This window comes from Prevotella scopos JCM 17725 (assembly GCF_018127785.1).
Lineage (GTDB): Bacteria > Bacteroidota > Bacteroidia > Bacteroidales > Bacteroidaceae > Prevotella > Prevotella scopos.
In genome coordinates, this window is sequence record NZ_CP072390.1 from 1,360,704 (window position 1) to 1,384,710 (window position 24,007).

Consider the following 24,007-nt stretch of genomic DNA (forward strand, 5'->3'; position numbering starts at 1 on the left):
TTAAATAAACAATTTCTCCACCTTTTTCATATCAACATTATAACAGAAGACAACAACGGAGTCGCCAGCTTCAATCAGTGTATTACCAGAAACGAGCATACCTTCTCCATTCCTTACAAGTCCTCCAATAGTCATTCCTTTCGGAAGGTTTAGTTCTCTTACAACCTTTCTCGTAATCTTCGAATCAAGACTTGGCACAAACTCTGCCACATCAGAATTAATAGACATAAGAAACTTCACATTTGCTACATTTGCATCCAGCATCATCTGATAGATATGACTGGCAGCAAGAGCCTTCTTATTGATAATCGTACCAATGTCAAGTCCATCAGCTGTATTCACGTAATCAAAGTTCTCTACCGATGCAACAGTTTTGCGAACACCAAGTCGCTTAGCAGTCAGACAAGCCAAAATATTTGTTTCAGCATTAGAGGTCAAAGCCACAAAGGCTTGTGTATGACGAATACCTTCTTCTTGCAACAATCCAATATCACGACCATCGCCATTGATAACCAATCTGTCTTCACTGAAGATATCATTAAGAATCTCGCAACGAGTAGGCTTCTGTTCAATAATCTTCGCATTCATATATTCTGGCAGCATCTTTACAGCACGTGCTGCAGTCTTACCACCACCCATAAAGATTACATTCTGTACATCGACATAATGTTCCTTACCAACAATCTTACGAATATACGGAATATACTGCTTTGTGGTCATAAAATAAGCCAAGTCATATAACTGCAAGGTATCATTACCACCAGGGATAATTGTCTCATCATTACGCTTGATAGCAACGACATGGTAAGGATCATCCGGCCCACTGATGTCCTTCAGAGGACGATCAAGAATCTCACAAGTCTCACGCAGTTTAATACCCAACATCACCAATGCACCATCATGCACATCCCAACGTTGGCGTACCCATGACATCTTCAAACCATTGATGATATCTTTTGCAGCAAGTATCTCTGGATAAATAATATCACTAATACCCATCTGACGGAACAATTCCTTATTATGTTCTTCAACATACTCAGGATTGTCCACACGTGCAACTGTCTTCTTCGCACCCAACTGATGTGCCATAACACAAGATGCGATATTAGCTGATTCACTTGGAGTAACAGCAATAAAGAGGTCGGTATGTTCCACACCAGCTTCTTTCAGTCCCTTTATATTTGTGGGTGAACATTCCATAGTTAGCAAGTCATACTCACTACTGATTTTCTCCAGATTCTCTGGATCCTCATCCATGAGTACAATATCTTGCATATTACGAGAAAGTAGCTTTGCCAAATAGGTTCCTATGGCGTATGCTCCTGCTATGATAATTTTCATTTCTTTTTCTTTTTCGTTTGAATGATGATAAGTGATAATATATCAGTTAGCCTTAGTTAACTCTTTCTTGATACTCTCAATATCTATTCCACAGATTTCACGCAACTGCTGTACCGTTCCCTGCTCTACAAAATGGTCAGGCATACCCATACGAGTAATCTGTGGTGTATAACCATGATCACTCATCCACTCTGTTACAGCAGAACCTAATCCACCATTACGTACACCATCCTCTATCGTTATGATACGTGAGAAACGACTTGCAACCTCTTCAAGAAGTTTATCATCTAATGGTTTCAAGAAACGCATATCATAGTGTGCGATTGATGGACAATGACCTTCTGTTTTTGGAGATTCAGCACTCTCTATCAGTTTAATAGCCTTCTCAACATCATTACCAATAGGTCCGATACTCAATACAGCAACATCCCAACCATCATGAAGACGACGTCCTGTTCCCACTTCTACCTCTTTCAATGGACACTCCCAATCAGTTAAAACACCATTCCCACGTGGATAACGAATCACAAAAGTTCCCTTATCAGGCAACTGTGCCGTGTACATCAATCTACGAAGTTCACGTTCATCCATCGGAGAAGCTATCGTAAGATTAGGGATTGGGCGCAAGAAAGCCATATCGAAAGCACCATGATGTGTCGCACCGTCTTCACCCACCAAGCCTGCACGGTCTAAACAAAGAACTACTGGAAGGTTGAGTATAGCTGCATCGTGAATAATACTATCATATGCACGCTGTGAGAAGGCACTATAAATATTACAGAAAGGCTGCAAACCATCCTTTGCCATACCAGCTGAGAAGGTGACTGCATGTGCCTCCGCAATACCAACATCGAAGGTACGGTCAGGCATAGCATCCATCATTATATTCATAGAACAACCCGTCGGCATAGCTGGTGTGACACCTACAATACGAGGATTCTTCTTTGCAAGTTCTAACAATGTATTTCCAAATACATCTTGAAACTTTGGAGGTTCATTGCTGCAATCTTGCACTATACGCTTACCCGTCTCTGGATCAAACTTACCAGGAGCATGCCATACCGTAGCACTCTTCTCAGCTGGTTCGTATCCCTTACCCTTCTTGGTGTGTAAATGGAGTAGTTTTGGTCCCTTCATATCCTTCAACTGACGAAGGATACGAACCAACTCTTCAACATTATTCCCATCAAAACGTCCGAAGTAACGAATATTCATACCTTCGAACATATTCTGCTGATGTGCTAAGGCTGACTTAAGAGCATTGTTAAAACGCAGTAAACCCTTTCGACGTTCATCATTCAATAAGCCTTTATCATGCAACCATTGTGACGCCTTGAAGCGTAAACGATTGTATGTCTCGTTGGTGTCAAGCTTCAACAAGTACTGTTCCATACCACCCACTGCCCTATCAATAGACATATCATTGTCATTAAGAATGATAAGTAAGTCATTAGGTTGGCTGGAAACATTGTTCAGACCCTCGAAAGCCAAACCACCACTCATGGCTCCATCGCCAATAATAGCAACGACATGACGATGCTGCTTCGTAAGGTTAGAAGCAACAGCCATGCCCAAGGCAGCCGAGATAGAGTTAGAGGCATGTCCACAAGTAAAGGTATCATACTCGCTCTCAAAAGGAGAAGGGAATGGCATCAAACCATTTAACTTACGGTTATTACAGAAGTTCTCACGACGACCCGTCAAAATCTTATGGCCGTATGCTTGATGACCGACATCCCATACGATACGATCTTCTGGAGTATTAAAAACATAGTGGCACGCCACCGTTATTTCAGTTGCACCTAAGCTGGAGCCAAGATGACCTGGATTAACGGCAACCTCTTCTATGATATCCTTCCGCAACTGCTGGCATAACTTTGGCAATTCATCCAAAGACAACTTGCGCAAGTCTGCAGGCGATTGTATTTTATTTAAAAGGTCGAATCTATTTTCCTTTGACATTATCAAATAACATGAAATCAATGCAAAGGTACGCTAAATAGATTAAAGGGCAAAATAAAACAGAGAGGTATTCTATTATTTATGGTCTAATTTACAAATGAAACTCTGTTTCACAGCTCGATATATTTTTTCTTACACAGATAAATAAAGTATAATTAGGTAAGAAACGAATAAAATAAGACATAAAAAAACAGGGACAAACCTTAAAGATTCATCCCTGTTTATTATTTCAGTCAACCAACCTTATTAAGGTTAGCTAATTGGTAGCTTAATTACTTAACGTAAACAACAGCCAAACGGTTAGAAGTTACGCCCTGTACACCCTGACCCTTAGCTTCATCAACGATGACACCACGGCTCTGGAGATACTTAGCAACAACGTCTGCACGGTTCTGAGAGAGGCGATCGTTGAATGCCTTAGAACCCTCTGGAGAAGCTGTACCGATAATCTGTACGTGACGACCTTCCTTAACATCATCAAGAGCCTTCTTAGCCTCGTTTGTGAGGAAGTACTTGCCCTGAGCGAATGTTACGAATACCAAGTTGTCAATGCAGAGAGTCTGAGCTGTCTGTACAGGAACCTCCTTAACAACTTCCTTAACAACCTCCTTAACAACCTCCTTTGGCTTAGCATTAAGCTGATCACGGAGAGAGTTAATCTCATCATTCAACTCACCAACATTCCAAACCTTGAAGTTGTGTGTACCATTAGAAGTCTTGAACTTGTAGTTAAGACCTACGAAAAGACCGAGCTGAGCTGCGTGCTTACCGAACTGAATAGCATCGCCAGGACCGTGTGTAAGGTTCCAGAGAACAGCTGGCTCTACATAAAGCTGCCAAGCTCTCTTCTCACCGAGGTTGTAAGCGAAAGTAAGACCAGTCTTAGCTGTCAACTCTGTATCATCACCAGTGTTATTAGTCTGGATGATATGCTTGTCACCATAAGTAATCCAGTAGCCGATACCTGCCTCAGCACCTACCTCGAAACGACGATCTGGGTTGTACTCGCAGAAAAGGTTTGTGAAGTTAATAGTACCGTTCAAACCGAGGTTGATGGCGCGAACAATTGTGTGACTGTGAGAGAAACCTAAAGAACCTGTCTGCCAACGGTTATCACCGAAGACTGCAAGACCCTCGAGGTTTGCACCATAAACTGGGCTAAACTGCTTACCGAGCTTAAGACCAGCTGCTGCGTTAAGAGGAGTTACGCGACTAAGATCAAGAGGAGCCATAACACCACCCTCAACGCCGAGGTAAATGTTGTCAAATGCTTTAGCCTTCTCGTAAGCTACCTGAGCCTGTGTACTTGTGATACCCATAGCGAGCATCGAAAGTGCAATCAAAAACTTTTTCATAAATGCTTAATATTAATTCTGTTAATTTTAGCGACTTAATTAAATTCGGTTTGCAAAGATAGCACTTTTTTTGAATAGACTACATTATTTCATAGAAAAAAAACTAATTATTTAGCAAAAAAGTGCTTTTTCAACATCTTTTTCACTCTTTTGGACAATAAAATATGCTAAATAGAGTTGTTCTGTGGTTTTATTTTTGTCTCTGAGAGAATGGTATAAAAAATAATTAAACCTACATTTTCTCACCTCATATTATATAAAACTGCATTAAGACATCTTGCTTTTCACCTTATTTATATAATATAACAACACGTATTAGGTCTTTTTTAAACGCCTAAAAAGATAGAAAATAAACATCATTCCACGCAGAGAAAGCTCCACAGCCATTGCAAACCATACACCACGAAGACCATATTGTGATGCAAGCGCATAGGCTAATGTAAGACGAATGAGCCACATACTACCTAAGTTTATCAAGGATGGTTTCAGCGTATCACCCGCTCCAACACATACGCTATAAGCAACGATTGCTGCTGCAAAGAAAGGTTCTGCAAAGGCTTCTATGCGAAGTACGGATGTTCCTAAAATTTGAATATCAGTAACAGGAGACAACAAACCAATCATCTCAGGTGCAAATATATACATAATAACACCCATGAATGCCATCACGACCATACCGAGTGAGATCGTCATCCATGCAAAACTACGGTACAAATCTCGCCTATCAGCCCCCACGCTCTGCCCCACCAACGTCGTAGCGGCTTCGCTAATACCATATCCTGGCATATAGCAGAGACTCTCGGCCGTAATCGCAAAGGAATGAGAAGCGATTGAGATGTTACCTAAAGGGGCAACTATCATTGTCGAAACAAGCTGTGCCCCATTCATAAGAAGATATTGCAATGCCATCGGCGCTCCTATCTTCATTGCATTCCAAACATATTGCCAACGCCAAACAAAACGCTCAACATCCAGCTTCCACGCCAGAATTGGACTACGGAAGATGGCATAATAAGCTAACGGCAATGCAACACAGATGAAAGACAAAAGACTCCCGAGGGCTGCACCCGTCACTCCAGCACCAAGACCTGGCATTGTCATTTCCATTCCTAAGACTGAAATCGTGCGTGTAGGGAAGATAAAGAAATAGTTGAAAATAACATCCAACACACACATCAATATAGACATGAAGCTCGGACGTCGCATGTCACCTGACACCTTCAGCATGGCAGCCGACATATATTCAATAAGGTGGAAAGGAATTATTAGGGAAAAAATCAGAAAATAACAAGTTGCATCATGCTGGATATCAGCACCACCACCTAACCACACAGGTAGCTGAAAACCGATAAGAAAAGTGATAAGCAACAGGAGAAATGAAAAGCAAAGACCAAACACATAGCCATGACGCATGACTGCACGTGCCTTGGCAAAGTCGTTCGCACCAATAAAATGAGCAACTTGCACAGAGAAACCCATTGTCACAGCAGCCACCAAAGAGAAGAACAACCATGTTGCTGGTTCAACTAGCCCAATCGCTGCTGATGGCTCTGCACCCAATGAACCCACCATTCCCGCATCAATATAAAACATCAAGACCGTTGTCACCTGTGCCAAGATCGATGGAATACTGAGTTGGATAATGAGATTAAACTTTTCATTCCTGCTCATTACCTCACCACTACGAATCTTAGCAAGAAGACTTTCAGTTACGGATTTATTGAAGGATATACGCACAGGGAAATTATAATATCTGAATAATAGAAACCAAATAATACAGCGACTGCTATAGCGAGTCTGCTAACATAAAACTTCTCAGAAGAAAGCCTCGTATGCTGCAAAGCAAAATAGGAACCTCGCTTCCGTTTGTTCGTTGTTATTTCTAAAACGAACAGACGGAAACTTATGTCCCTACACATAATACCAAAGGTTACACAAACCTTTCGAAAGAACTATGACGTTATTCCTTGTTTATGAATCTTTCAACTTCGTATCTGGATGAGAGAAATCTACCAGTCGCAAGTCGAATATCAATGTTGAATAAGCTGGAACTAAACCTGCTGAGGTCGCACCATAACCCAACTGATAAGGAATATAAACAGTCCAATGGTCACCACGATGCATGGACATCAAAGCTGTTGTAAAACCATCTACAAGGCTCGCCGACTTCCCTTGAGCATCATAGCTAAGACCGATGCTACTATGGTTTGGACGAGATGTTGTTGCATTAAAGGTATCACTTGACCATGACTTATCAAAGATAAGCCCTGAGGTGTAAGTTGTTGATGGAATCAATCTACCCATATAATGCATAGACACAGAATCAGAGTACAACGGGCTTGTTGTTCCTGTTCCAGCCTGCTCAACATGTGCAATGATATAATTCTCCGGACTATAAGTCAATGCTGAGCCTGAAGTTTGCTTTTGATTTTGGAAGGTATAATTAAGTATTATCTTCCAAGAAGTATCTCCACTCTTAATTTTCTGTTGCGTAGTGGTATAGAGCTTATTCCAGTAGGTGTCATTCTTCGACTGCCAATCAGCAAATTCCTCGACAGTATTATCTTTCTCAGTACATGACGTGAAGAAACCCATTGAAAGTATTATTCCACCCAAGCAGAAGATACCTGCTGCACGACGAATAAGCGTCTTTAAATTCTTTGTCATAGTCTTTTATTTAATAAGAAAAGGATAGCAGAGTTCTATCACATAGCCGCTACGCCCTATGTTGAATTTCTATAAAGTCAAAAAGCTCAACTCTACTACCCTTCCTTCAATTAGTCAATATCAATCTTCTTTAGCAGAGCAGTGATAGAAACGCGATCTTCAATAATCTCACGCAGCTTCTCAACTGGAACACGCTCCTGCTTCATTGAATCACGATAACGCAATGTTACAGTGTTGTCGGTCAGCGTATCACCATCAACCGTCACACAGAAAGGAGTACCTATAGCATCCTGACGACGGTAACGTTTACCGATAGAATCCTTAGCCTCCATATGTGTATTGAAATGGAACTTCAGACTATTCACAATCTCCTGTGCCTTCTCTGGCAGACCATCCTTGTTAACCAAAGGCAGAACGGCACACTTAACAGGTGCCAATGGCTCTGGCAACTTCAGAACAACACGACTTGAACCATTCTCCAAAGCCTCCTCTGTATAGCTGTGACACATAACAGAAAGGAACATACGGTCAACACCGATTGATGTCTCTACAACGTATGGTGTATAGTTCTCATTGCGCTCTGGATCGAAGTACTTTATCTGACGGCCAGAGTACTTCTCATGCTGAGAAAGGTCAAAGTTAGTACGTGAGTGAATACCCTCAACCTCCTTGAAGCCAAATGGCATATGGAACTCGATATCAGTTGCAGCATTCGCATAGTGAGCCAACTTCTCATGATCGTGGAAGCGATAGTTATCATCGCCCATACCAAGGCCCTCGTGCCATGCCAGACGATGCTTCTTCCAATATTCAAACCACTTCATTTCAGTTCCAGGCTGGCAGAAGAACTGCATCTCCATCTGTTCGAACTCACGCATACGGAAGACAAACTGACGTGCAACAATCTCGTTACGGAATGCCTTACCAATCTGACAGATACCGAAAGGCAACTTCATACGACCAGTCTTCTGTACGTTGAGGAAGTTTACGAAGATACCCTGCGCTGTCTCTGGACGCAGATAAATCTTGTTAGTAGCTTCAGCAGATGCACCCATCTCAGTAGAGAACATAAGATTAAACTGACGAACATCTGTCCAATTAGTTGTACCACTGATTGGATCTACAATACCCTCGTCGAGAATAATCTGCTTCAAAGCCTCCAAGTCTGGTCCTTGCATAGCCTCAGTATAGCGTGCGTGAAGATCGTCACGCTTCTTCTGATTTTCAAGAACACGTGGGTTTGTCTCACGGAACTTAGCCTCGTCGAAAGAATCTCCAAACTTCTTAGCAGCCTTAGCTATTTCCTTCTCTATCTTCTCCTCGTATTTACCAATCTGATCCTCGATAAGGTTATCAGCACGATAACGCTTCTTTGAATCGCGGTTGTCAATCAATGGGTCGTTAAAAGCATCAACATGACCACTGGCCTTCCATACTGTTGGGTGCATGAAAATAGAGGCGTCAATACCAACAATATTACTATGCAACAATACCATTGACTGCCACCAATACTGCTTGATATTGTTTTTCAACTCAACTCCATTCTGACCATAATCATAAACAGCTGCTAAACCATCATAAATATCACTACTTGGGAAGACAAAGCCATACTCTTTACAGTGGCTAACAATCTTCTTGAAAACATCCTCTTGTGCCATAATAATCTAATTATACCTTAATTTTTGACGCAAAGTTACGCTTTTTTAGCCGAATAAGAACAGGTTTACTGCGAAACTTTCGCCTAAATCGATTTTTCTCAAGCCTTACTGAAGAGTTGTTTGAGACCCTATAATTGGCTCAATCGGAAAAAGACGTGAAATAGGAACACAAAAGGTTAACCCAAGTTTAACCGGTAAAATATTTTTCATAAATTTTCGGGATGTTTTATGTGGTATTAATTTCATAAAAGACTGATAATCAGGCATAGGGTATTGTAACGAGGAGTAAAATCTGATTTGTAGGACACCGTCATATCAAAATTATTTTGTTACTTTGCACTCATGCACGCAAATGTACAGACACGATTCAACCCTGCAACAGGCGACATGGCTCCTTATTATCGCATTAAGGAGTCATATCGTGACGTGCAGGGTCATGTACATTCGCTAATTCTGTTGAACATCGGGTTCGAGCCTTCACTTACAGCCGTACAGGTTCGAAAAATTGCATACGCACTTACCGAACGCTTCAAAAACAGAAGTACACCCTCGCTTTTCAAGGAACATCTTGACGGACTTACTCCTATTGAACAGGTAAAGGCTGATGAATGGTGGAGCCGTATGGAGAACGAAGGTGGAATTGATAGGTTTAACAAGGAAGAGCAGAAGTCGCTGAGAAAATATGAGAACTACGTTGACCTTGAGACGGCAAAATATACTGACGCAAGGAATGTCGGTGCTGAGTGGCTCTGCAAGCAGACGATAGACAAACTGCAATTAGAGGGTTTCCTGCGCAAAAACGGCTGGACGGAGAATACAATACACACAGCTTTGTCAGCATTGATTGTTCGCACAGTATATGCTGTTTCTGAACGTTCGTCTTATTATTATTTGCGTGATAACTCGGCTGCTGGTGAACTTTATAGTGGAGTTCCTGGCTGGACACCAGGAATCAATTCTCTGTATAAAGTCACTGACAAATTATATGAACTAAAGGAACAGTTAGAGCGTCATCTGTGCAACGTTACTGACGATCTCTTTAATATAGACAACAAGTTGATGCTCTTCGACTTAACCAACTTCTATTTCGAGGGCAGCAAGCGTAACAGCAACAAGGCCAAGTTCGGCCGATCAAAAGAAAAACGCTCTGACTGTAAGCTACTTGTACTTGCACTATGTATCAATAAAGAAGGTTTTATACGTTATTCTTCTATCTTGGAGGGTAATACAGCAGACCCTAAGTCTCTGCCCAATATGATTGATACGTTAGCAAAGAGGAATCCATCACGGACAAAAGATACGCTCGTTGTCATGGATGCAGGTGTTGCCACGGAAGAGAACTTGGAGCTGATCAAAAGAAAAGGTTACAATTATCTCTGCGTATCCCGTACAAAGATGAAGGACTATACGCTCAGTGATGATAACAAGAGTGTTACGGTAATGGATGCCCGTCGGCAGAAAATAACGCTGAAAGAGGTTAAGACAGAAGATGACAAGGATTATTATCTCGAAATAACATCTCCTTCGAAAGCTATGACAGAGTCGTCTATGAACAGGGTCTGGAGAGAGCGTTTTGAGATGGAACTGAAGAGAATAAACGATGGAATCTCCAAGAAAGGTGGAACAAAAACCTATGAAAAGGTTGTTGAACGTACAGGACGTGCCATACAGAAGTACCCATCTATAGCGAAGTTCTATCAGATAAGCTACATAAAAGATGAGAAGAAACCCAAGCAGATGCTGCGCGTAGACTGGGAGATAAAAGACCTCTCGGCAATGGAGTCCGGTCACGGAGTCTACTTCCTCCGCAGCAATATCAGGACACTTGATGAGCGTGTGACATGGGAATACTACAATCTCATTCGTGAGATAGAATGTACAAACAGGCAACTAAAGAATGACCTCAACCTCCGTCCTATCTATCATCAGAAAGATGAGCGAAGCGACGCACACCTCTTCTTCGGTTTATTAGCCTATTGGGTGGTAAACACCATCCGCTGTCAATTAAAACGAGAAGGAGAATCCTGTTACTGGACCGAGATTGTACGACGTATGAGCACCCAGAAGCTCGTCACAACAAAAGGGAAGAATCCATTAGGTGAGAACATCGAGATGCGCCAATGTAGTAGTCCTTCGAAGCAAGCAAAACAGATATACGATAAGTTGAACTTAAAACACTCACCATACAAAAAGAATAAAATTTGTAGGACACAGAGCCCATAAGAAAAACGAGGAAAGTACGATGACTGCCAGGAATAGGCGAAAGTGGGGGTTAAACTTGGGTTAATGATAAAAAAGCAATTTCAAACATTGGGATAACAAGTATCCCCTAATAAGAAAGATATTAGCGCACAAAATACAAGGATAGTTTTATTTTTATGTTGCTGTCACTTTTAACATTCCATACATCTTACTGAGATATAATAAGTTAAGCACCTATCACAAGTGACAGGAATGACAGGAAATTAAGTTTGTGAGTTGTCTCGTAAAAAGAAAATAGCTAATTGTTATAGACTTTTTCTACCAAGATTTTAAGCGATTAAGGTAAATCTCCCTATATTATTTTGCTCACAGAGAAAGGGAGGTACGAAGTTATACGCTATATAATAGAGGTACCGATGGCACAAAGAGCGATAAACCATAGTGCTTAATTTCCTTCTTTTTACCTACTACGCCTTATTATCACGTAAACGAAGGTAACAAGCTTGTTAACAACAAGAAGCTTCTCATCCCCCTTCTGCTATTGTGCGGACGCCCCGCACAGATAGTGCTGGGCGTAAACACCAACTGTGCGGAGGCTCAACACCAAACGTGTAGAGGACGAAGAGCATTAGAAGAAACCAAATACTGCCTTTATGCTAACGACCAACAAACACAGAGATAATGCGATGGCAGAAACGAAACAACAGCTGTCTGAACTATAGAAACCATATCCTAAGCTTGAATAAAGGTAGAATTTGCCTATTTGCATTTTTTTTCGTACATTTGCAGTCTTATGAAGCTCGCTTCTTTAAGTGATAAAACAAGAACTATATGGATGACGAAATAAAAGACTTGGATGGACAGACTCCTGAGGAAGAGACTCAGGAACAGGATTCCCATTCTGATTATAAACCAGCCGATAGGTTTGACGCCTCTGCCGTACACCATCTCTCTGGCATGTACAAAAACTGGTTCTTGGATTACGCCAGCTACGTAATCTTAGAACGCGCTGTACCTCATATCGAGGACGGCTTGAAACCTGTACAACGCCGTATTCTCCACTCTATGAAACGAATGGATGATGGACGATACAATAAGGTGGCAAACATCGTAGGTCATACGATGCAATTCCACCCACATGGTGATGCCTCTATTGGTGACGCTTTGGTGCAGTTAGGACAGAAAGACCTACTCATCGACATGCAGGGTAACTGGGGAAACATTCTCACTGGTGACCGTGCTGCTGCGCCACGATACATTGAGGCGCGCCTGTCTAAGTTTGCCTTAGAGACTGTATTCAATCCGAAGACAACAGAATGGCAACTTTCTTACGACGGCAGAAACAAAGAGCCAATTACGCTTCCGGTAAAGTTCCCGCTGCTTTTGGCACAGGGTGCTGAGGGTATTGCGGTTGGCTTGTCATCCAAGATTCTTCCACATAACCTCAACGACATCTGTGATGCAGCTATCAACTATCTGCGTGGTGAGGAGTTTAACCTCTATCCAGACTTCCCAACAGGCGGTAGCATTGATGTATCAAAGTATAATGATGGTCAGCGTGGTGGTGTTCTGAAGGTGCGTGCAAAGGTAGAGAAGCTCGATAATAAAACTCTCGTCATCCGTGAGGTTCCTTTTACAAAGACTGCTAACACACTTCAAGAGTCTATTACTAAGGCTGTTGAGAAAGGCAAACTAAAGATTCGCAGAGTAGAGGACATGACTGCTTCTGAGGTGGAGATTCAACTTCATCTTACCCCAGGTACGTCAAGCGACAAGACTATTGATGCCCTCTATGCTTTCACTGATTGCGAGATAAACATTTCGCCAAACTGCTGTGTCATCCGAGACAACAAACCAGAGTTCTTGACTATATCAGATGTATTGCGCAATTCTGCCGAACATACGAAGGCTTTATTAAAGTTAGAATTGGAGATCCGTAAGCATGAATTAGAGGAACAGTTGTTCTATAATTCTTTGGAACGTATCTTCATCGAGGACCGCATTTATAAGGAGCGTAAATTTGAGACGGCTAAGGACATTGACGAAGTAGTCACCTTCGTCGATTCAAAGCTCGAGCCTTACAAGAAGACATTTATCCGTGAGGTAACACGTGACGACATCATCCGTCTTTTGGAAATCAAGATGCAGCGCATTTTGAAGTTCAATAAGGATAAGGCTGACGAACTGATTCAGAAGATTAAGGCAGAGATTGCCGAGATTGACAAGGACCTCAGTGAGATGGTACGTGTCACTATTGAATGGTTTACACACTTGAAAGAAAAATACGGAAGCGATCATCCACGTCGTACAGAGATTAAGAGCTTTGACACGATTGTTGCTGCAAAGGTCGTTGATGCGAATGAGAAGTTATATATTGATCGTCAGGAAGGCTTCATTGGCACAGGCCTTAAGAAGGCTGAGTTCGTGCAGAACTGCTCCGACCTTGATGACGTGATTATCTTCTATCGTGACGGAAAATACAAGGTCATCCGAATTGCCGAAAAGGTGTTTGTGGGTAAGGGAGTTCTTCACGTACAGGTGTTTAAGAAGAATGACAAGCGCACGATTTATAACGTAGTTTATCGTGACGGGAAGACGGGACCTTACTATATCAAACGCTTCAACGTGACTTCTATCACACGTGATAAGGAATATGACGTAACCCTCGGTACACCTGGTTCAAAGATTAACTACTTCACAGCCAACCCTAATGGTGAGGCGGAGTTGATAAAGATCACTCTCGACCCGAACCCAGACAAGAAGAAGCAAAATATCTTTATGGAGCGTGACTTTGCTAGCATCCTCATCAAGGGGCGTGCTGCAAAGGGTAATCTGCTGACCAAAGAGAGTATCCATCGTATCTCTCTCAAGAGCCACGGACATTCTACATTGGGTGGACGTAAGGTGTGGTTCGACCCAGATGTCAACCGTATCAACTACGAAGACCATGGTCGTTACCTTGGAGAGTTCTCTGATCAAGACAGCATCCTTGTGATACTTAAGAACGGAGAGTTCTATATTACCAACTTTGACGCATCCAACCATTACGAAGATAACATTCTCCGCATAGAGAAGTTTGATGCTGATAAGCCTTGGACAGCTATCATCTTCGATGCCGACAATCAAGGTTATCCTTACTTGAAGCGATTCCAGATGGAAGCAAGTAAGCGTCATCAGAACTTCATCGGAGATAATCCTGATTCGCAGATGGTACTGCTGACCGACGTCGCCTTCCCTCGCATACAGATTACTTATGGTGGTGCTGATGCGGCACGTGGCACTGAGGAAATTGATGCAGAACAGTTTGTTGGCGTGAAGGGATTCAAGGCAAAGGGTAAACGATTGACAACTTGGGCAGTTGACAAGATTGAAGAACTGGAGCCAACACGCTTCCCTGAAGAGGAGAAAGCAGATGACGAGAACAATGAAGATGACGCACAGGAGGAGAGCTCTACAGCTGCAGAAAAGGAAGAGAATCTCGACCCAGATGCAGGGAAATCTCAACAACAGGTCATCGATGAGATTACCGGACAGCTAAACCTCTTTGACAATGAATAAGCAACAGAATAAATAACAAATTGAAAAAGGGAACGTACACTGCATACGTTCCCACATTCAAACAACTATTTATCAATAACATAGCTACATATCGAATAAACGATTACACAGATATCTATTTGACCTACGTTTTTTACTAACAATTTTAATCAAGCCTATGAACCTAAAGAAATACATATCTAGCTGTATTTTCTTTTCAGCTATAACACTTTTCGCTACGTCAACGCCTTCTTTTGCACAAGATACGTTACGCAGTAGTAAGGTGATTACGAACACACAGATGCTTGGTATTGGTGCTGCAAACATCCTTGATACCTACCTCTCACCTGAGGAATACACGGGAACAGAACTTCGTTACATCTCTCATTCTGAACGTGAGAATGGCAGCAGACTATCAAGAGAACTCATACACCAAGCGCAGCTACTGTCAGTACATAATAGAAAAGAAAATAACAATGAGTTGGGTGGATTCTATAACTTCCAATACAATTGGCAGTATGCGCTTCAAAAATGGAATATTGGTGAAGGAGAATTACTCCTAAAAGCTGGTGGAGGATTTGATACTCGACTTGGTTTCCTTTACAACACTCGCAACTCAAACAATCCTGCACAGGCTTACGCACAAGTGAATATTGCACCGAATGCCATTGCAGCCTATCGTTTCCACCTACGAAAGATTCCTTTCCTGCTGCGATATGAAGTGCAAGTACCAATTCTCGGACTAACATTCTCTCCCAATTACGGACAGAGTTATTACGAGATATTTACTCGTGACAACTATGATCATAATCTTGTTGTCACAACTCCTACATCTGCCCCATCGCTCCGTCAGCTGCTTACTTTCGATTTTACGATTCGTCATACGACATTCCGCATTGGTTACCTTGGCGACTATCAGCAGGCAAAGATTAACCAACTGCGCCAGCATGTGTGGAGTAATCTCTTTGTTTTCGGTATTGTTCGTAAATTCTCAATCAATAAGTTCATCCCATGAGAAAGCTATATCATTCCGTCCTATACTTACTGATTCCTGCACTGACCCTACTCGGTATTATAACAAGCTGTGTCACCAACGACCAGCAATCAGATAGTCCTCAAGGCAACTTTGAAGCTTTGTGGAAGATTATAGACGAGCATTACTGCTTCTTCGCTCAGAAAGGAATTGACTGGCAGGAGATACATAACCGCTATGCAAAACAGTTTGACAACTCTATGACTGCCAAGCAACAGTTCGAAGTAATGACTAATATGCTCTCTGAACTAAAGGATGGACACGTCAATTTGTACACCTCTTTCAACGTAGGACGCTATTGGTCATGGCATGAGAACTATCCTCAGAACTACTCAGATACGCTTCAACGTCTTTATCTTAAGACTGATTACCTCATTGCAAGTGGCTTAGACTATACTGTCCTTGATGATAACATCGGTTATGTACGCTGTGAAACCTTCCAGAATGCTATTGGAGCAGGCAATCTTGACGATATATTCCTTCATCTTCAACCTTGTAACGGACTGATTATCGACGTGCGCAACAATGGAGGTGGTAATCTCACCAATGCCGAAGCATTTGCTGCACGCTTCACAAACAAGGAACTACTCGTTGGCTACATACAGCATAAAACAGGAAAAGGTCATAACGACTTCTCTGCGTTACAACCAGAATATCTCAAGCCTGGAAAGGGTATCCGTTGGCAAAAGCCAGTCATCGTACTGACCAATCGCAGCGTCTTCTCGGCAGCAAATGAGTTTGTTAAATATATGAAGTGCTGCCCAAATGTTATTGTAGTAGGCGACCGTACAGGTGGTGGAGCTGGTATGCCCTTCTCTTCCGAGCTACCCAATGGATGGGCTGTGCGCTTCTCTGCTTGCCCAATGTACGACCGTGACAAACAAATGACGGAGTTCGGTATTGACCCAGACTATAAAGTTTCCCTCACTCCCGACGACTTCGCACGAGGCAAAGATACTATTATTGAGTTTGCAAGGAAGATGATAAAGACCTTTCCCAAGCCCCAATCCATCTAAAAGGAAGGACTGGGAGGTTCTGAAGAAACTCTAAGTTTTATATTTTACCTTGTTTAATCTCGTCAAATAACAGTTTGTTACCAACCTTGATAACCTTTACTTTATTGGTACATTTTATGCCCATATCCAAGAAAGTATACTGATACCAGTTGTTACCAAGGCTCACAACACGCAGAACCTTATGTGCATTAGACGGTCCATCTTGGGCACCAGAGCGGAACAACCAGCCTGCATAAGCATTTGGAAGTGGATCATATTCATAATCATACGCAGCCTTCAACACCTTCAGTAACTTCTTTGTACAGTGCCTCTTCAGGTATGCAGTATTATCAAAGCCTTTTGTGTTATACATAGACGTAATAAGTGAGATAGCTGCACGCTCATCTTTACTCAAAGCATTCTTGGTAGGAGTAGCCTTAACAGAGACTGTATTCTGCCTCATAATTACGCCAGTTTCACCAGCACCATTGTAAACCACAGAAGCTGACGCATACAAAACTCCCAGGCATAAAACAGTTAATAATGCCTTTTTCATTATCAATCGTTAGTTAGTTAAAGAAATAATATTGTTAAAATCATAGTCGGTTATTCGTAAAAACAGCCCTTTCATTCTCATAAGGTATCGTGATAACATTAGAACTCAAGGAGATATTTTATTTAGCAACCAAACCTTCTTCGCAAAGATATATATTTAATTTCACTCATAAACAAATAGTATAAGATTATTTACTAACAAAAATCATATAGGCAGAAAAGGTGTATAAAAGAAAAGAAATCCCCAAACATTTGGCTATGTCCAAAACATTGCGTATCTTTGCAGTCGTTATGCGCCTGTGGCGGAATTGGTAGACGCGCTAGACTTAGGATCTAGTAACTTACGTTGTGCAGGTTCGAGTCCTGTTAGGCGCACTAAAACAAGAGGGTGTGTCAAAATGGACACATCCTCTTTTTACCCCCCCCCTTTACCTTGTCTACCATATAAATCATTATTTACTATAGCTATGCTGCTAATTTCATATAAAATGATTTATTGGTCTTTAAATAGCCTATATAAACTTGTATAGAGCATCTGAAGGTGACTAAAAGTACCTCCATAATGGCTTTTAGTTCCTTGAGATTAGTTTTTCTGCACATTTTTCCTATGTTAAAGGCAATGGCAAAGAATGCAAAGTCCATGTTGACCTTGTCTTTCCCAAAATGCCTAAACCTCTTGTAGGCTTTATTATATTTTGTTTGTCCAAAAACAGCTTCAGGTTCTATGCACCTTCGTCCTCGATGCTTGATGCCTTCTTCCGAGGTCAGTAGTTCCCGTGCCTTTTGTTTATAGTGCTGTAGTTGGTGGTTTACTTCTATAATTCTGTTCCCTCTTGCCTTAAAACATGAGCCTCTCAACGGACAACCATCACAGTGTTCTGCCTGATAACGTACGCTGTAAGTAACGAATCCATTAGAGGTTAGGGAACGCTTCATACCTATACGCCTCATGTGCTGTCCCATAGGGCAGACGTAGAAATCCTGTTCCTTATTATAATAAAGGCTTGCGGGACTGAATGGGTTAGGTGTGTAGCGTGGACGCTGCTCTTTATGGAAGTAGTTATACTTCACATAGGCTTCCATATTATGTACGTCCATGAACAGATAATTCTCCTCGGAGCCATACCCTGAATCGGCTACGACTGTCTTGGCATAACGATGATAGCGTGATTTGAAAGACTCCAAGAAAGAAGGTAGTGTGAGTGTATCGGTACGATTGGCATAGAGTGCAAAGTCGGTGATAAACTGGTTCTCCGTTGCTATCTGCAGATTATATCCAGGCTTAGTCTGTCCGTTCCGCATAGCGTCCTCCTTCATGTGCATAAACGTGGCATCAGGGTCGGTCTTGCTGTAGGAGTTTCTCTCTCCCATAATCTCAAGGTGTTGGTCATACTCCTGGAGTTTATTACGTTTCTTCTCAAGTTCTTTAAGCTGTTTTTTCTTGGTTCTAACAGCCTGCTTCTCTTCTTTTGTCTTAGGTTTAGGGATTGATTCCAAAGACTTGTTCAATTCCTCGGATATCTCATCAAGCAGAGCTGCAGTGAACTCAATACCTTCTTTCTTAGCGGCATTATCCTGCGCAATGACATCGTCAACCTGAAGCAAGAGTGTGCGTATTTGTTCCTGCAACTTGGTGCGGTTCTTTTCCACGGTTCTCTTCCAAACGAAGGTATACTTGTTAGCTTTCGATTCTATTTTTGTGCCGTCAATATATTCAACGTCAAGACTTATCAAACCTTTGGCTGCAAGTACTAATACGACTTGTGTGAATATATTGTTGATTTCCTTTTTCACACGATTACGAAAACGATTGATGGTAATAAAATCAGGCTGCTCATATCCTGCCAGATAGATGAAATGAATGTCACGCTTGAGAAGTGACTCTATACGACGGCAGGAATAGATATTATTCATATAGGCGTAAAGAATCACCTTAAGCATCATTTGTGGATGATAAGGCTTGCGACCACTGGGCTTATAAAGTTTGTAGACATTATCCAACATAAGATTATCCACCAAGGCGTCTAAAAGACGAACAGGGGCATCTTCTGCGATATCCTTATCGATTCTTTGAGGAAAAAGAATCATTTTCTTGTGTATGTAAGAACGAAAGTGTATCTTTGTCATAATGAGATTTTTTTAATGCCTAAAGGTACAAAAACTTTAGGAAATAGCAAAGCCCTGGCTTGAGAAAGTCGGGGCTTTGTGCATAAAAAAGAGGATGTGTACATTTTGACACACCCTCTTTCTTTTTATAAGTCTTAATTCTATTGAGGAGGAATGGATATAAACAAAAATCGGTTCATTAGAAAATTACCAAGAACTTTTTCTAACGAACCGATTTATTTTATACAGATAAGTCCCTAAAACTATCTATCAAACTCAACCAAACAGCTGATGACTGACATAGACTTTTAGGACCTACCTTATATATTTAGAACTTGTAAGCTACACCTACACCAAGTAGCAACTGGTTGTAGTTGCTAATAATCTGATACTTCAACTCAGCGTTTACGCTCAAGTCCTTAGTAAGTTCATACTCTGCACCACCACCGAGGTTAATAGCAAGACGACCGTCTGAACCCTCAATTACAGCAACATTTGGAATTTCATACTTGTATGACCAGTTTGTATAGCCAAGACCAGCAACTGGATATACCTTAAACTTGTCTGCTACGTCGAAGAGATAGTGAACATTTGCATTGATATCCCACATTGAGATACCCTGATTCTTGAAGAAGTAGTCAAAAGAAGCCTCACCTCTAATCTGATCTGTGAAGTAGTACTGACCCTTAACACCAAGACCGATGTTGTTTGTCTTTGAACCAAATAAGAGCTGTGCACCGAGTGCCTTATCGCCTGCCTGTGCTGAAGCAGAAAGACTCATAACTGCTGCACATACTAAAAGTAAAAGTTTTTTCATTTCTAATTATTGTTATGTTAAAAAATAAGTTTATTTAGATTGAGAACATCTTACAAAAAGAATGGTTATAAAAACCTATCAGCTTATTATGTTTGATTAAAGAATAACGAAAAACCAAAATCTGTCCTTAATATAAAAGGATTTTTAGAGTATTATCCCTAATAGTTTTAAATTTCTTATTATATCTGCGATAAACAATTCCTAACCTCATACACGTTCTATTTCAATCCGTATGAATAGAGGATGCGTTGTATTACTGAGTGCAAATATACATAAAATATTTTTAATACCAAAGAAATTAGCACAAATTTTACGAAAATAAGACCAACAAAGAACTGTCATTAAATATTCTAAAGACTAAATGATAATCACCATCTTTCAGTTTGCTTATTATCTATATAAACGAAAGGTCACCATCAAACAGTACTGCGAGATTATGACTAATTCTTTTATTTCACGAGAAAATAAAAACGATTGACTTTATACGGTTAGATAAGAGAAATATTATAAAATGTAAGTTAACCCCAACACATTTTATGGAAGGGAATTAATCTTCGTCTTCATCATCATACTCAGGCTCTGCCCACTCCACACGTGCACCATAAGCAAGGGTCTGATTTTTCTTTCCTGTACGAGCATTTCGTGTACTGGTAGGAACGAAACGACACTTTACATTCTTTACATGTTTCTTAATATCGAAGTCATCAGGATTGTCAACTGGCTCACTCTCTACCGTCAGATGGAATCGACCTAAACCCTCAAGTGCTACCGTTTCGCCCTGACGAAGCCGGTAAGAGATTTCGTCTATCAAAGCAATGACAAGTCCTCGCACATCACCACGTGAGAACGACGTATTCTCCTGAATGGAATCTGCAAGGTCATCGGTTGTTGCAACTCCAGTACTAACAGTACGAGCATACCATTTACCAGCCCCTTTTTTATCCTTAAACTTGCTTTGTTCCAATCTTATTTCTACTGACATAATCTTCTACTTTATCGTTCCTAATTATATAAAACGATGCAAATATAATCAAAATAAACAATTCATGCAAAACAAAATAAACTATTTTACGAAAACAAACTACTCCATCTACTAACAAAGCAAACAATCATATTATAAGTAGAAATTGATTCTTCCGTTAAATGTATGGATGTTTTTTGTAGTTCCCTTAATAGAAAAAACAGAACTACTCTTTAAAGAAATCATAGCTAAGGCTATCAAACTACCTATTTTATTATCACCTTCTGACATAGAAAATCCTTTTATTTTAACACATTAATTATATAGGCAAGAGTTTGAAAAATTATTACATAATTTCAAACAAGACATCTATAAATAAGGATAAAAACACGTACAAAGAACAGGCCTGCAACCAACAGGAAATCAATTAGTTATAGAGTAACGTAAGAAAAGGTGCCTAATTGGACTTCAAAAGGGCGTTAGTGAGACCTCAAAAGGGCACCACCTATTGCAAGTCAATTAAGCGTCTTTCAGAAGCCAAAAGAGCATGTCTTGGTTTTGAGTCACACGAAAATAGTTGACAATATCAGATTAATATGGAAATAAGTTGTTTATAGAAAACAGTTAGACATCATATCTATTAGCATTTATCTTGTAGCTTGCTCCTTTTGAAAGCCCATCTACTTTGCGATAGCAATACCATACAAGTGTATAAGTCTTTATTCTATTTCCAATCTATACATCTAATGGAAGAAGTTAAAAAGGAGATAAACAGCCTACTCATTCATAAGAAAATCTACCTATTTATAAGGTACATTACCGAGACAACAAGCCATCACCATCAAACTATTTCCATCAAAATAATTCGTAAGAGATAAGTGAACTGAAGAAGAAAGGCTCATAACAGCAAGCTAAAACGAGATTTTCAACTAAATTATTTGCCATTTGTTTGCGAGAATAAAAAACTTTCCTTACCTTTGCACTCGCCTTACAAGAGTAAGGGGCGTTTAGCTCAGCTGGTTTAGAGCATCTGCCTTACAAGCAGAGGGTCGGCGGTTCGAATCCGTCAACGCCCACTAGGGGTGTATCCCTGTAATCTCATCGGGATTGCGGGGATTTTTAAAGGGCGTTTAGCTCAGCTGGTTTAGAGCATCTGCCTTACAAGCAGAGGGTCGGCGGTTCGAATCCGTCAACGCCCACCTTTAAAACTTAAAGATGATGACTTTGCAACATTGTTGTGAAGTCTTTTTTGTTTTATTGAGTCTTATCTGCATCCTTTTTTGATTTTATTATTATTATTATTTGCGCTATTACTGATTTTATTCTTAAATTTGCACCATATTAATAAATAACATTATGACCCTTGACGCATTAACAGCCGTATCACCTATTGACGGGCGATATAGAAGTAAAACGGAATGCCTAGCTGACTATTTTTCAGAGTATGCACTTATCCGTTATCGTGTTCGTGTAGAAATTGAGTATTTCATCACGCTTTGCGAGTTACCTTTACCACAACTGAAAAGCTTTAACAGTGCTCTTTTCGAACAGTTGCGAGACATTTATCGTAATTTTGATGAAGCTTCAGCTGCACGTGTAAAGGAGATTGAGAACGTTACCAATCATGACGTTAAGGCTGTTGAATACTTCATCAAAGAAGAGTTTGACAAGATTGGCGGACTCGATGATTACAAGGAATTCATCCACTTCGGACTCACTTCACAAGACATCAACAACACAAGCGTGCCATTGTCCGTAAAGGAAGCGCTCGAAGAGGTATTCTACCCACAAGTTGAAGAACTGATAGTTCAACTGAAGGAGTATGCAGAAAAGTGGAATGATGTTCCAATGCTGGCAAAGACACATGGTCAGCCTGCCTCTCCTACCCGACTGGGCAAGGAGGTTGAGGTTTATGTCTATCGTCTCAGTGAGCAGCTTGCTACCTTGCGTAACTGTAAGTTGACAGCAAAGTTTGGTGGTGCGACAGGCAACTTCAATGCACATCACGTAGCTTATCCACAGCATGATTGGCGTGCCTTTGGCAATCGCTTTGTCAGTGAGAAATTAGGATTAGAGCGTGAGCAATGGACAACACAGATTAGCAACTACGACCACTTAGGTAGTATTTTTGATGCTATCCGTCGAATCAACACCATCATCATCGACCTTGATCGTGACTTCTGGATGTATATCTCTATGGAGTATTTCAAGCAGAAGATTAAAGCTGGAGAAGTTGGTTCGAGTGCAATGCCACACAAGGTGAACCCAATTGACTTTGAGAATAGTGAGGGCAACCTCGGAATAGCAAATGCTATTCTACAGTTCTTGGCACAAAAGTTACCAGTAAGTCGTTTGCAGCGCGACCTTACAGACTCAACTGTTTTGCGTAACGTCGGAGTCCCTATAGGTCATAGCATTATCTCAATTCAAAGTACATTAAAGGGTCTTCGCAAACTCATTCTCAATGAAGAAAAGTTAAAAGAGGATCTTGATGATACATGGGCAGTTGTAGCAGAAGCTATTCAAACCATCTTGCGCCGTGAAGCTTATCCACATCCTTACGAGGCATTAAAGGCTCTCACACGCACAAACAATAAGATGACAGAGGAAACGATACACGCCTTTATACAGACACTCAATGTCAGCGACAGCGTGAAAGCCGAGCTAATGGCTATAACCCCATACAACTATACAGGAATTTAATAACTCCTATAAAACAAAAGGATTTCAACTGAGTATCTCCGTAAAAGGAGTTCTATATTTTAATAACCAATAAAAATAATAATAATAAATTGGCCGTGAGGCCAGTAGTATCAAA

At 40.9% G+C, this 24,007-nt stretch carries 15 protein-coding genes and 3 tRNA genes; 8 read left to right on the forward strand and 10 right to left on the reverse strand.

What is annotated here, in order from left to right:
- The 6 genes from trkA to J4856_RS11095 form a co-directional block, all read right to left on the reverse strand.
- Entirely contained in the window at nt 1–1,341 is a 1,341-nt protein-coding gene (gene trkA / locus J4856_RS11070; RefSeq protein WP_025839838.1) for a Trk system potassium transporter TrkA, read from the reverse strand.
- A gap of 42 nt (nt 1,342–1,383) precedes the next feature.
- Entirely contained in the window at nt 1,384–3,303 is a 1,920-nt protein-coding gene (dxs, locus tag J4856_RS11075) for a 1-deoxy-D-xylulose-5-phosphate synthase (RefSeq protein ID WP_025839837.1), read from the reverse strand.
- A gap of 272 nt (nt 3,304–3,575) precedes the next feature.
- Nucleotides 3,576–4,658 (reverse strand): OmpA family protein, encoded by a 1,083-nt coding sequence (locus J4856_RS11080; protein ID WP_025839836.1) that lies wholly within the window; start codon nt 4,656–4,658, stop codon nt 3,576–3,578.
- 315 nt (nt 4,659–4,973) lie between these two features.
- A complete protein-coding gene (locus J4856_RS11085; RefSeq protein ID WP_025839835.1) occupies nt 4,974–6,395 on the reverse strand; it encodes an MATE family efflux transporter in 1,422 nt (473 codons plus the stop codon).
- Between the two features lie 234 nt (nt 6,396–6,629).
- Nucleotides 6,630–7,325, reverse strand: coding sequence for a BamJ family beta-barrel-assembly machinery protein (gene bamJ / locus J4856_RS11090; RefSeq protein ID WP_025839834.1), 696 nt, complete (start codon nt 7,323–7,325; stop codon nt 6,630–6,632).
- Between the two features lie 110 nt (nt 7,326–7,435).
- Entirely contained in the window at nt 7,436–8,983 is a 1,548-nt protein-coding gene (locus tag J4856_RS11095) for a glycine--tRNA ligase (RefSeq protein ID WP_025839833.1), read from the reverse strand.
- Nucleotides 8,984–9,325: 342 nt separating this feature from the next.
- On the opposite strand from J4856_RS11095, the gene J4856_RS11100 reads away from it, so the two are divergent.
- From J4856_RS11100 to J4856_RS11115, 4 genes are all read left to right on the forward strand, one after another.
- Nucleotides 9,326–11,206 (forward strand): IS1634 family transposase, encoded by a 1,881-nt coding sequence (locus J4856_RS11100; RefSeq protein ID WP_065367707.1) that lies wholly within the window; start codon nt 9,326–9,328, stop codon nt 11,204–11,206.
- A gap of 810 nt (nt 11,207–12,016) precedes the next feature.
- Nucleotides 12,017–14,743, forward strand: coding sequence for a DNA gyrase/topoisomerase IV subunit A (locus tag J4856_RS11105; protein WP_065367717.1), 2,727 nt, complete (start codon nt 12,017–12,019; stop codon nt 14,741–14,743).
- A gap of 157 nt (nt 14,744–14,900) precedes the next feature.
- Nucleotides 14,901–15,737: a DUF3316 domain-containing protein gene (locus tag J4856_RS11110; protein ID WP_025839978.1), complete on the forward strand. Its 837-nt coding sequence runs from the start codon at nt 14,901–14,903 to the stop codon at nt 15,735–15,737.
- The gene (locus J4856_RS11115) at nt 15,734–16,771 is read left to right on the forward strand and encodes a S41 family peptidase (protein ID WP_025839979.1); all 1,038 of its coding nucleotides are present in this window, start codon (nt 15,734–15,736) and stop codon (nt 16,769–16,771) included. The genes J4856_RS11110 and J4856_RS11115 overlap by 4 nt, the downstream gene beginning before the upstream one ends.
- A gap of 37 nt (nt 16,772–16,808) precedes the next feature.
- On the opposite strand, the gene J4856_RS11120 is transcribed toward J4856_RS11115, so the two are convergent.
- Entirely contained in the window at nt 16,809–17,306 is a 498-nt protein-coding gene (locus tag J4856_RS11120; protein WP_234967332.1) for a hypothetical protein, read from the reverse strand.
- A 292-nt stretch (nt 17,307–17,598) separates the two neighbouring features.
- Between J4856_RS11120 and J4856_RS11125 the strand changes: the two genes are divergently transcribed.
- A tRNA-Leu gene (locus tag J4856_RS11125) sits at nt 17,599–17,680 on the forward strand.
- 90 nt (nt 17,681–17,770) lie between these two features.
- Here J4856_RS11125 and J4856_RS11130 read toward each other — a convergent pair.
- The 3 genes from J4856_RS11130 to J4856_RS11140 form a co-directional block, all read right to left on the reverse strand.
- Complete coding sequence (locus J4856_RS11130) at nt 17,771–19,432, reverse strand: IS1182 family transposase (RefSeq protein ID WP_065367651.1); 1,662 nt, start codon at nt 19,430–19,432, stop codon at nt 17,771–17,773.
- A gap of 307 nt (nt 19,433–19,739) precedes the next feature.
- Nucleotides 19,740–20,228, reverse strand: coding sequence for an outer membrane protein (locus J4856_RS11135; protein ID WP_025838562.1), 489 nt, complete (start codon nt 20,226–20,228; stop codon nt 19,740–19,742).
- Between the two features lie 547 nt (nt 20,229–20,775).
- Nucleotides 20,776–21,210 carry an HU family DNA-binding protein gene (locus J4856_RS11140; protein ID WP_025838560.1) on the reverse strand — a complete coding sequence of 145 codons (435 nt, stop codon included), beginning with the start codon at nt 21,208–21,210 and terminating at the stop codon, nt 20,776–20,778.
- A gap of 980 nt (nt 21,211–22,190) precedes the next feature.
- Here J4856_RS11140 and J4856_RS11145 point away from each other — a divergent pair.
- The 3 genes from J4856_RS11145 to purB all read left to right on the forward strand — a co-directional run bounded on the left by J4856_RS11145 (nt 22,191) and on the right by purB (nt 23,892).
- Nucleotides 22,191–22,265 (forward strand) — tRNA-Val (locus tag J4856_RS11145).
- Between the two features lie 48 nt (nt 22,266–22,313).
- A tRNA-Val gene (locus J4856_RS11150) sits at nt 22,314–22,388 on the forward strand.
- Nucleotides 22,389–22,545: 157 nt separating this feature from the next.
- Entirely contained in the window at nt 22,546–23,892 is a 1,347-nt protein-coding gene (gene purB, locus J4856_RS11155) for an adenylosuccinate lyase (protein ID WP_025838558.1), read from the forward strand.
- Nucleotides 23,893–24,007 lie beyond the last annotated feature (115 nt).

Bases quoted from the DNA above. Each gene is read 5' to 3' on its own strand.
- purB (WP_025838558.1), top strand. From the start codon at position 22,546: ATGACCCTTGACGCATTAACAGCCGTATCACCTATTGACGGGCGATAT.
- J4856_RS11130 (WP_065367651.1), bottom strand. From the start codon at position 19,432: ATGACAAAGATACACTTTCGTTCTTACATACACAAGAAAATGATTCTT.
- J4856_RS11080 (WP_025839836.1), bottom strand. From the start codon at position 4,658: ATGAAAAAGTTTTTGATTGCACTTTCGATGCTCGCTATGGGTATCACA.
- J4856_RS11105 (WP_065367717.1), top strand. From the start codon at position 12,017: ATGGATGACGAAATAAAAGACTTGGATGGACAGACTCCTGAGGAAGAG.
- bamJ (WP_025839834.1), bottom strand. From the start codon at position 7,325: ATGACAAAGAATTTAAAGACGCTTATTCGTCGTGCAGCAGGTATCTTC.
- J4856_RS11100 (WP_065367707.1), top strand. From the start codon at position 9,326: ATGCACGCAAATGTACAGACACGATTCAACCCTGCAACAGGCGACATG.
- J4856_RS11095 (WP_025839833.1), bottom strand. From the start codon at position 8,983: ATGGCACAAGAGGATGTTTTCAAGAAGATTGTTAGCCACTGTAAAGAG.
- J4856_RS11140 (WP_025838560.1), bottom strand. From the start codon at position 21,210: ATGTCAGTAGAAATAAGATTGGAACAAAGCAAGTTTAAGGATAAAAAA.
- J4856_RS11110 (WP_025839978.1), top strand. From the start codon at position 14,901: ATGAACCTAAAGAAATACATATCTAGCTGTATTTTCTTTTCAGCTATA.
- J4856_RS11120 (WP_234967332.1), bottom strand. From the start codon at position 17,306: ATGAAAAAGGCATTATTAACTGTTTTATGCCTGGGAGTTTTGTATGCG.
- dxs (WP_025839837.1), bottom strand. From the start codon at position 3,303: ATGTCAAAGGAAAATAGATTCGACCTTTTAAATAAAATACAATCGCCT.
- J4856_RS11135 (WP_025838562.1), bottom strand. From the start codon at position 20,228: ATGAAAAAACTTTTACTTTTAGTATGTGCAGCAGTTATGAGTCTTTCT.
- J4856_RS11115 (WP_025839979.1), top strand. From the start codon at position 15,734: ATGAGAAAGCTATATCATTCCGTCCTATACTTACTGATTCCTGCACTG.
- trkA (WP_025839838.1), bottom strand. From the start codon at position 1,341: ATGAAAATTATCATAGCAGGAGCATACGCCATAGGAACCTATTTGGCA.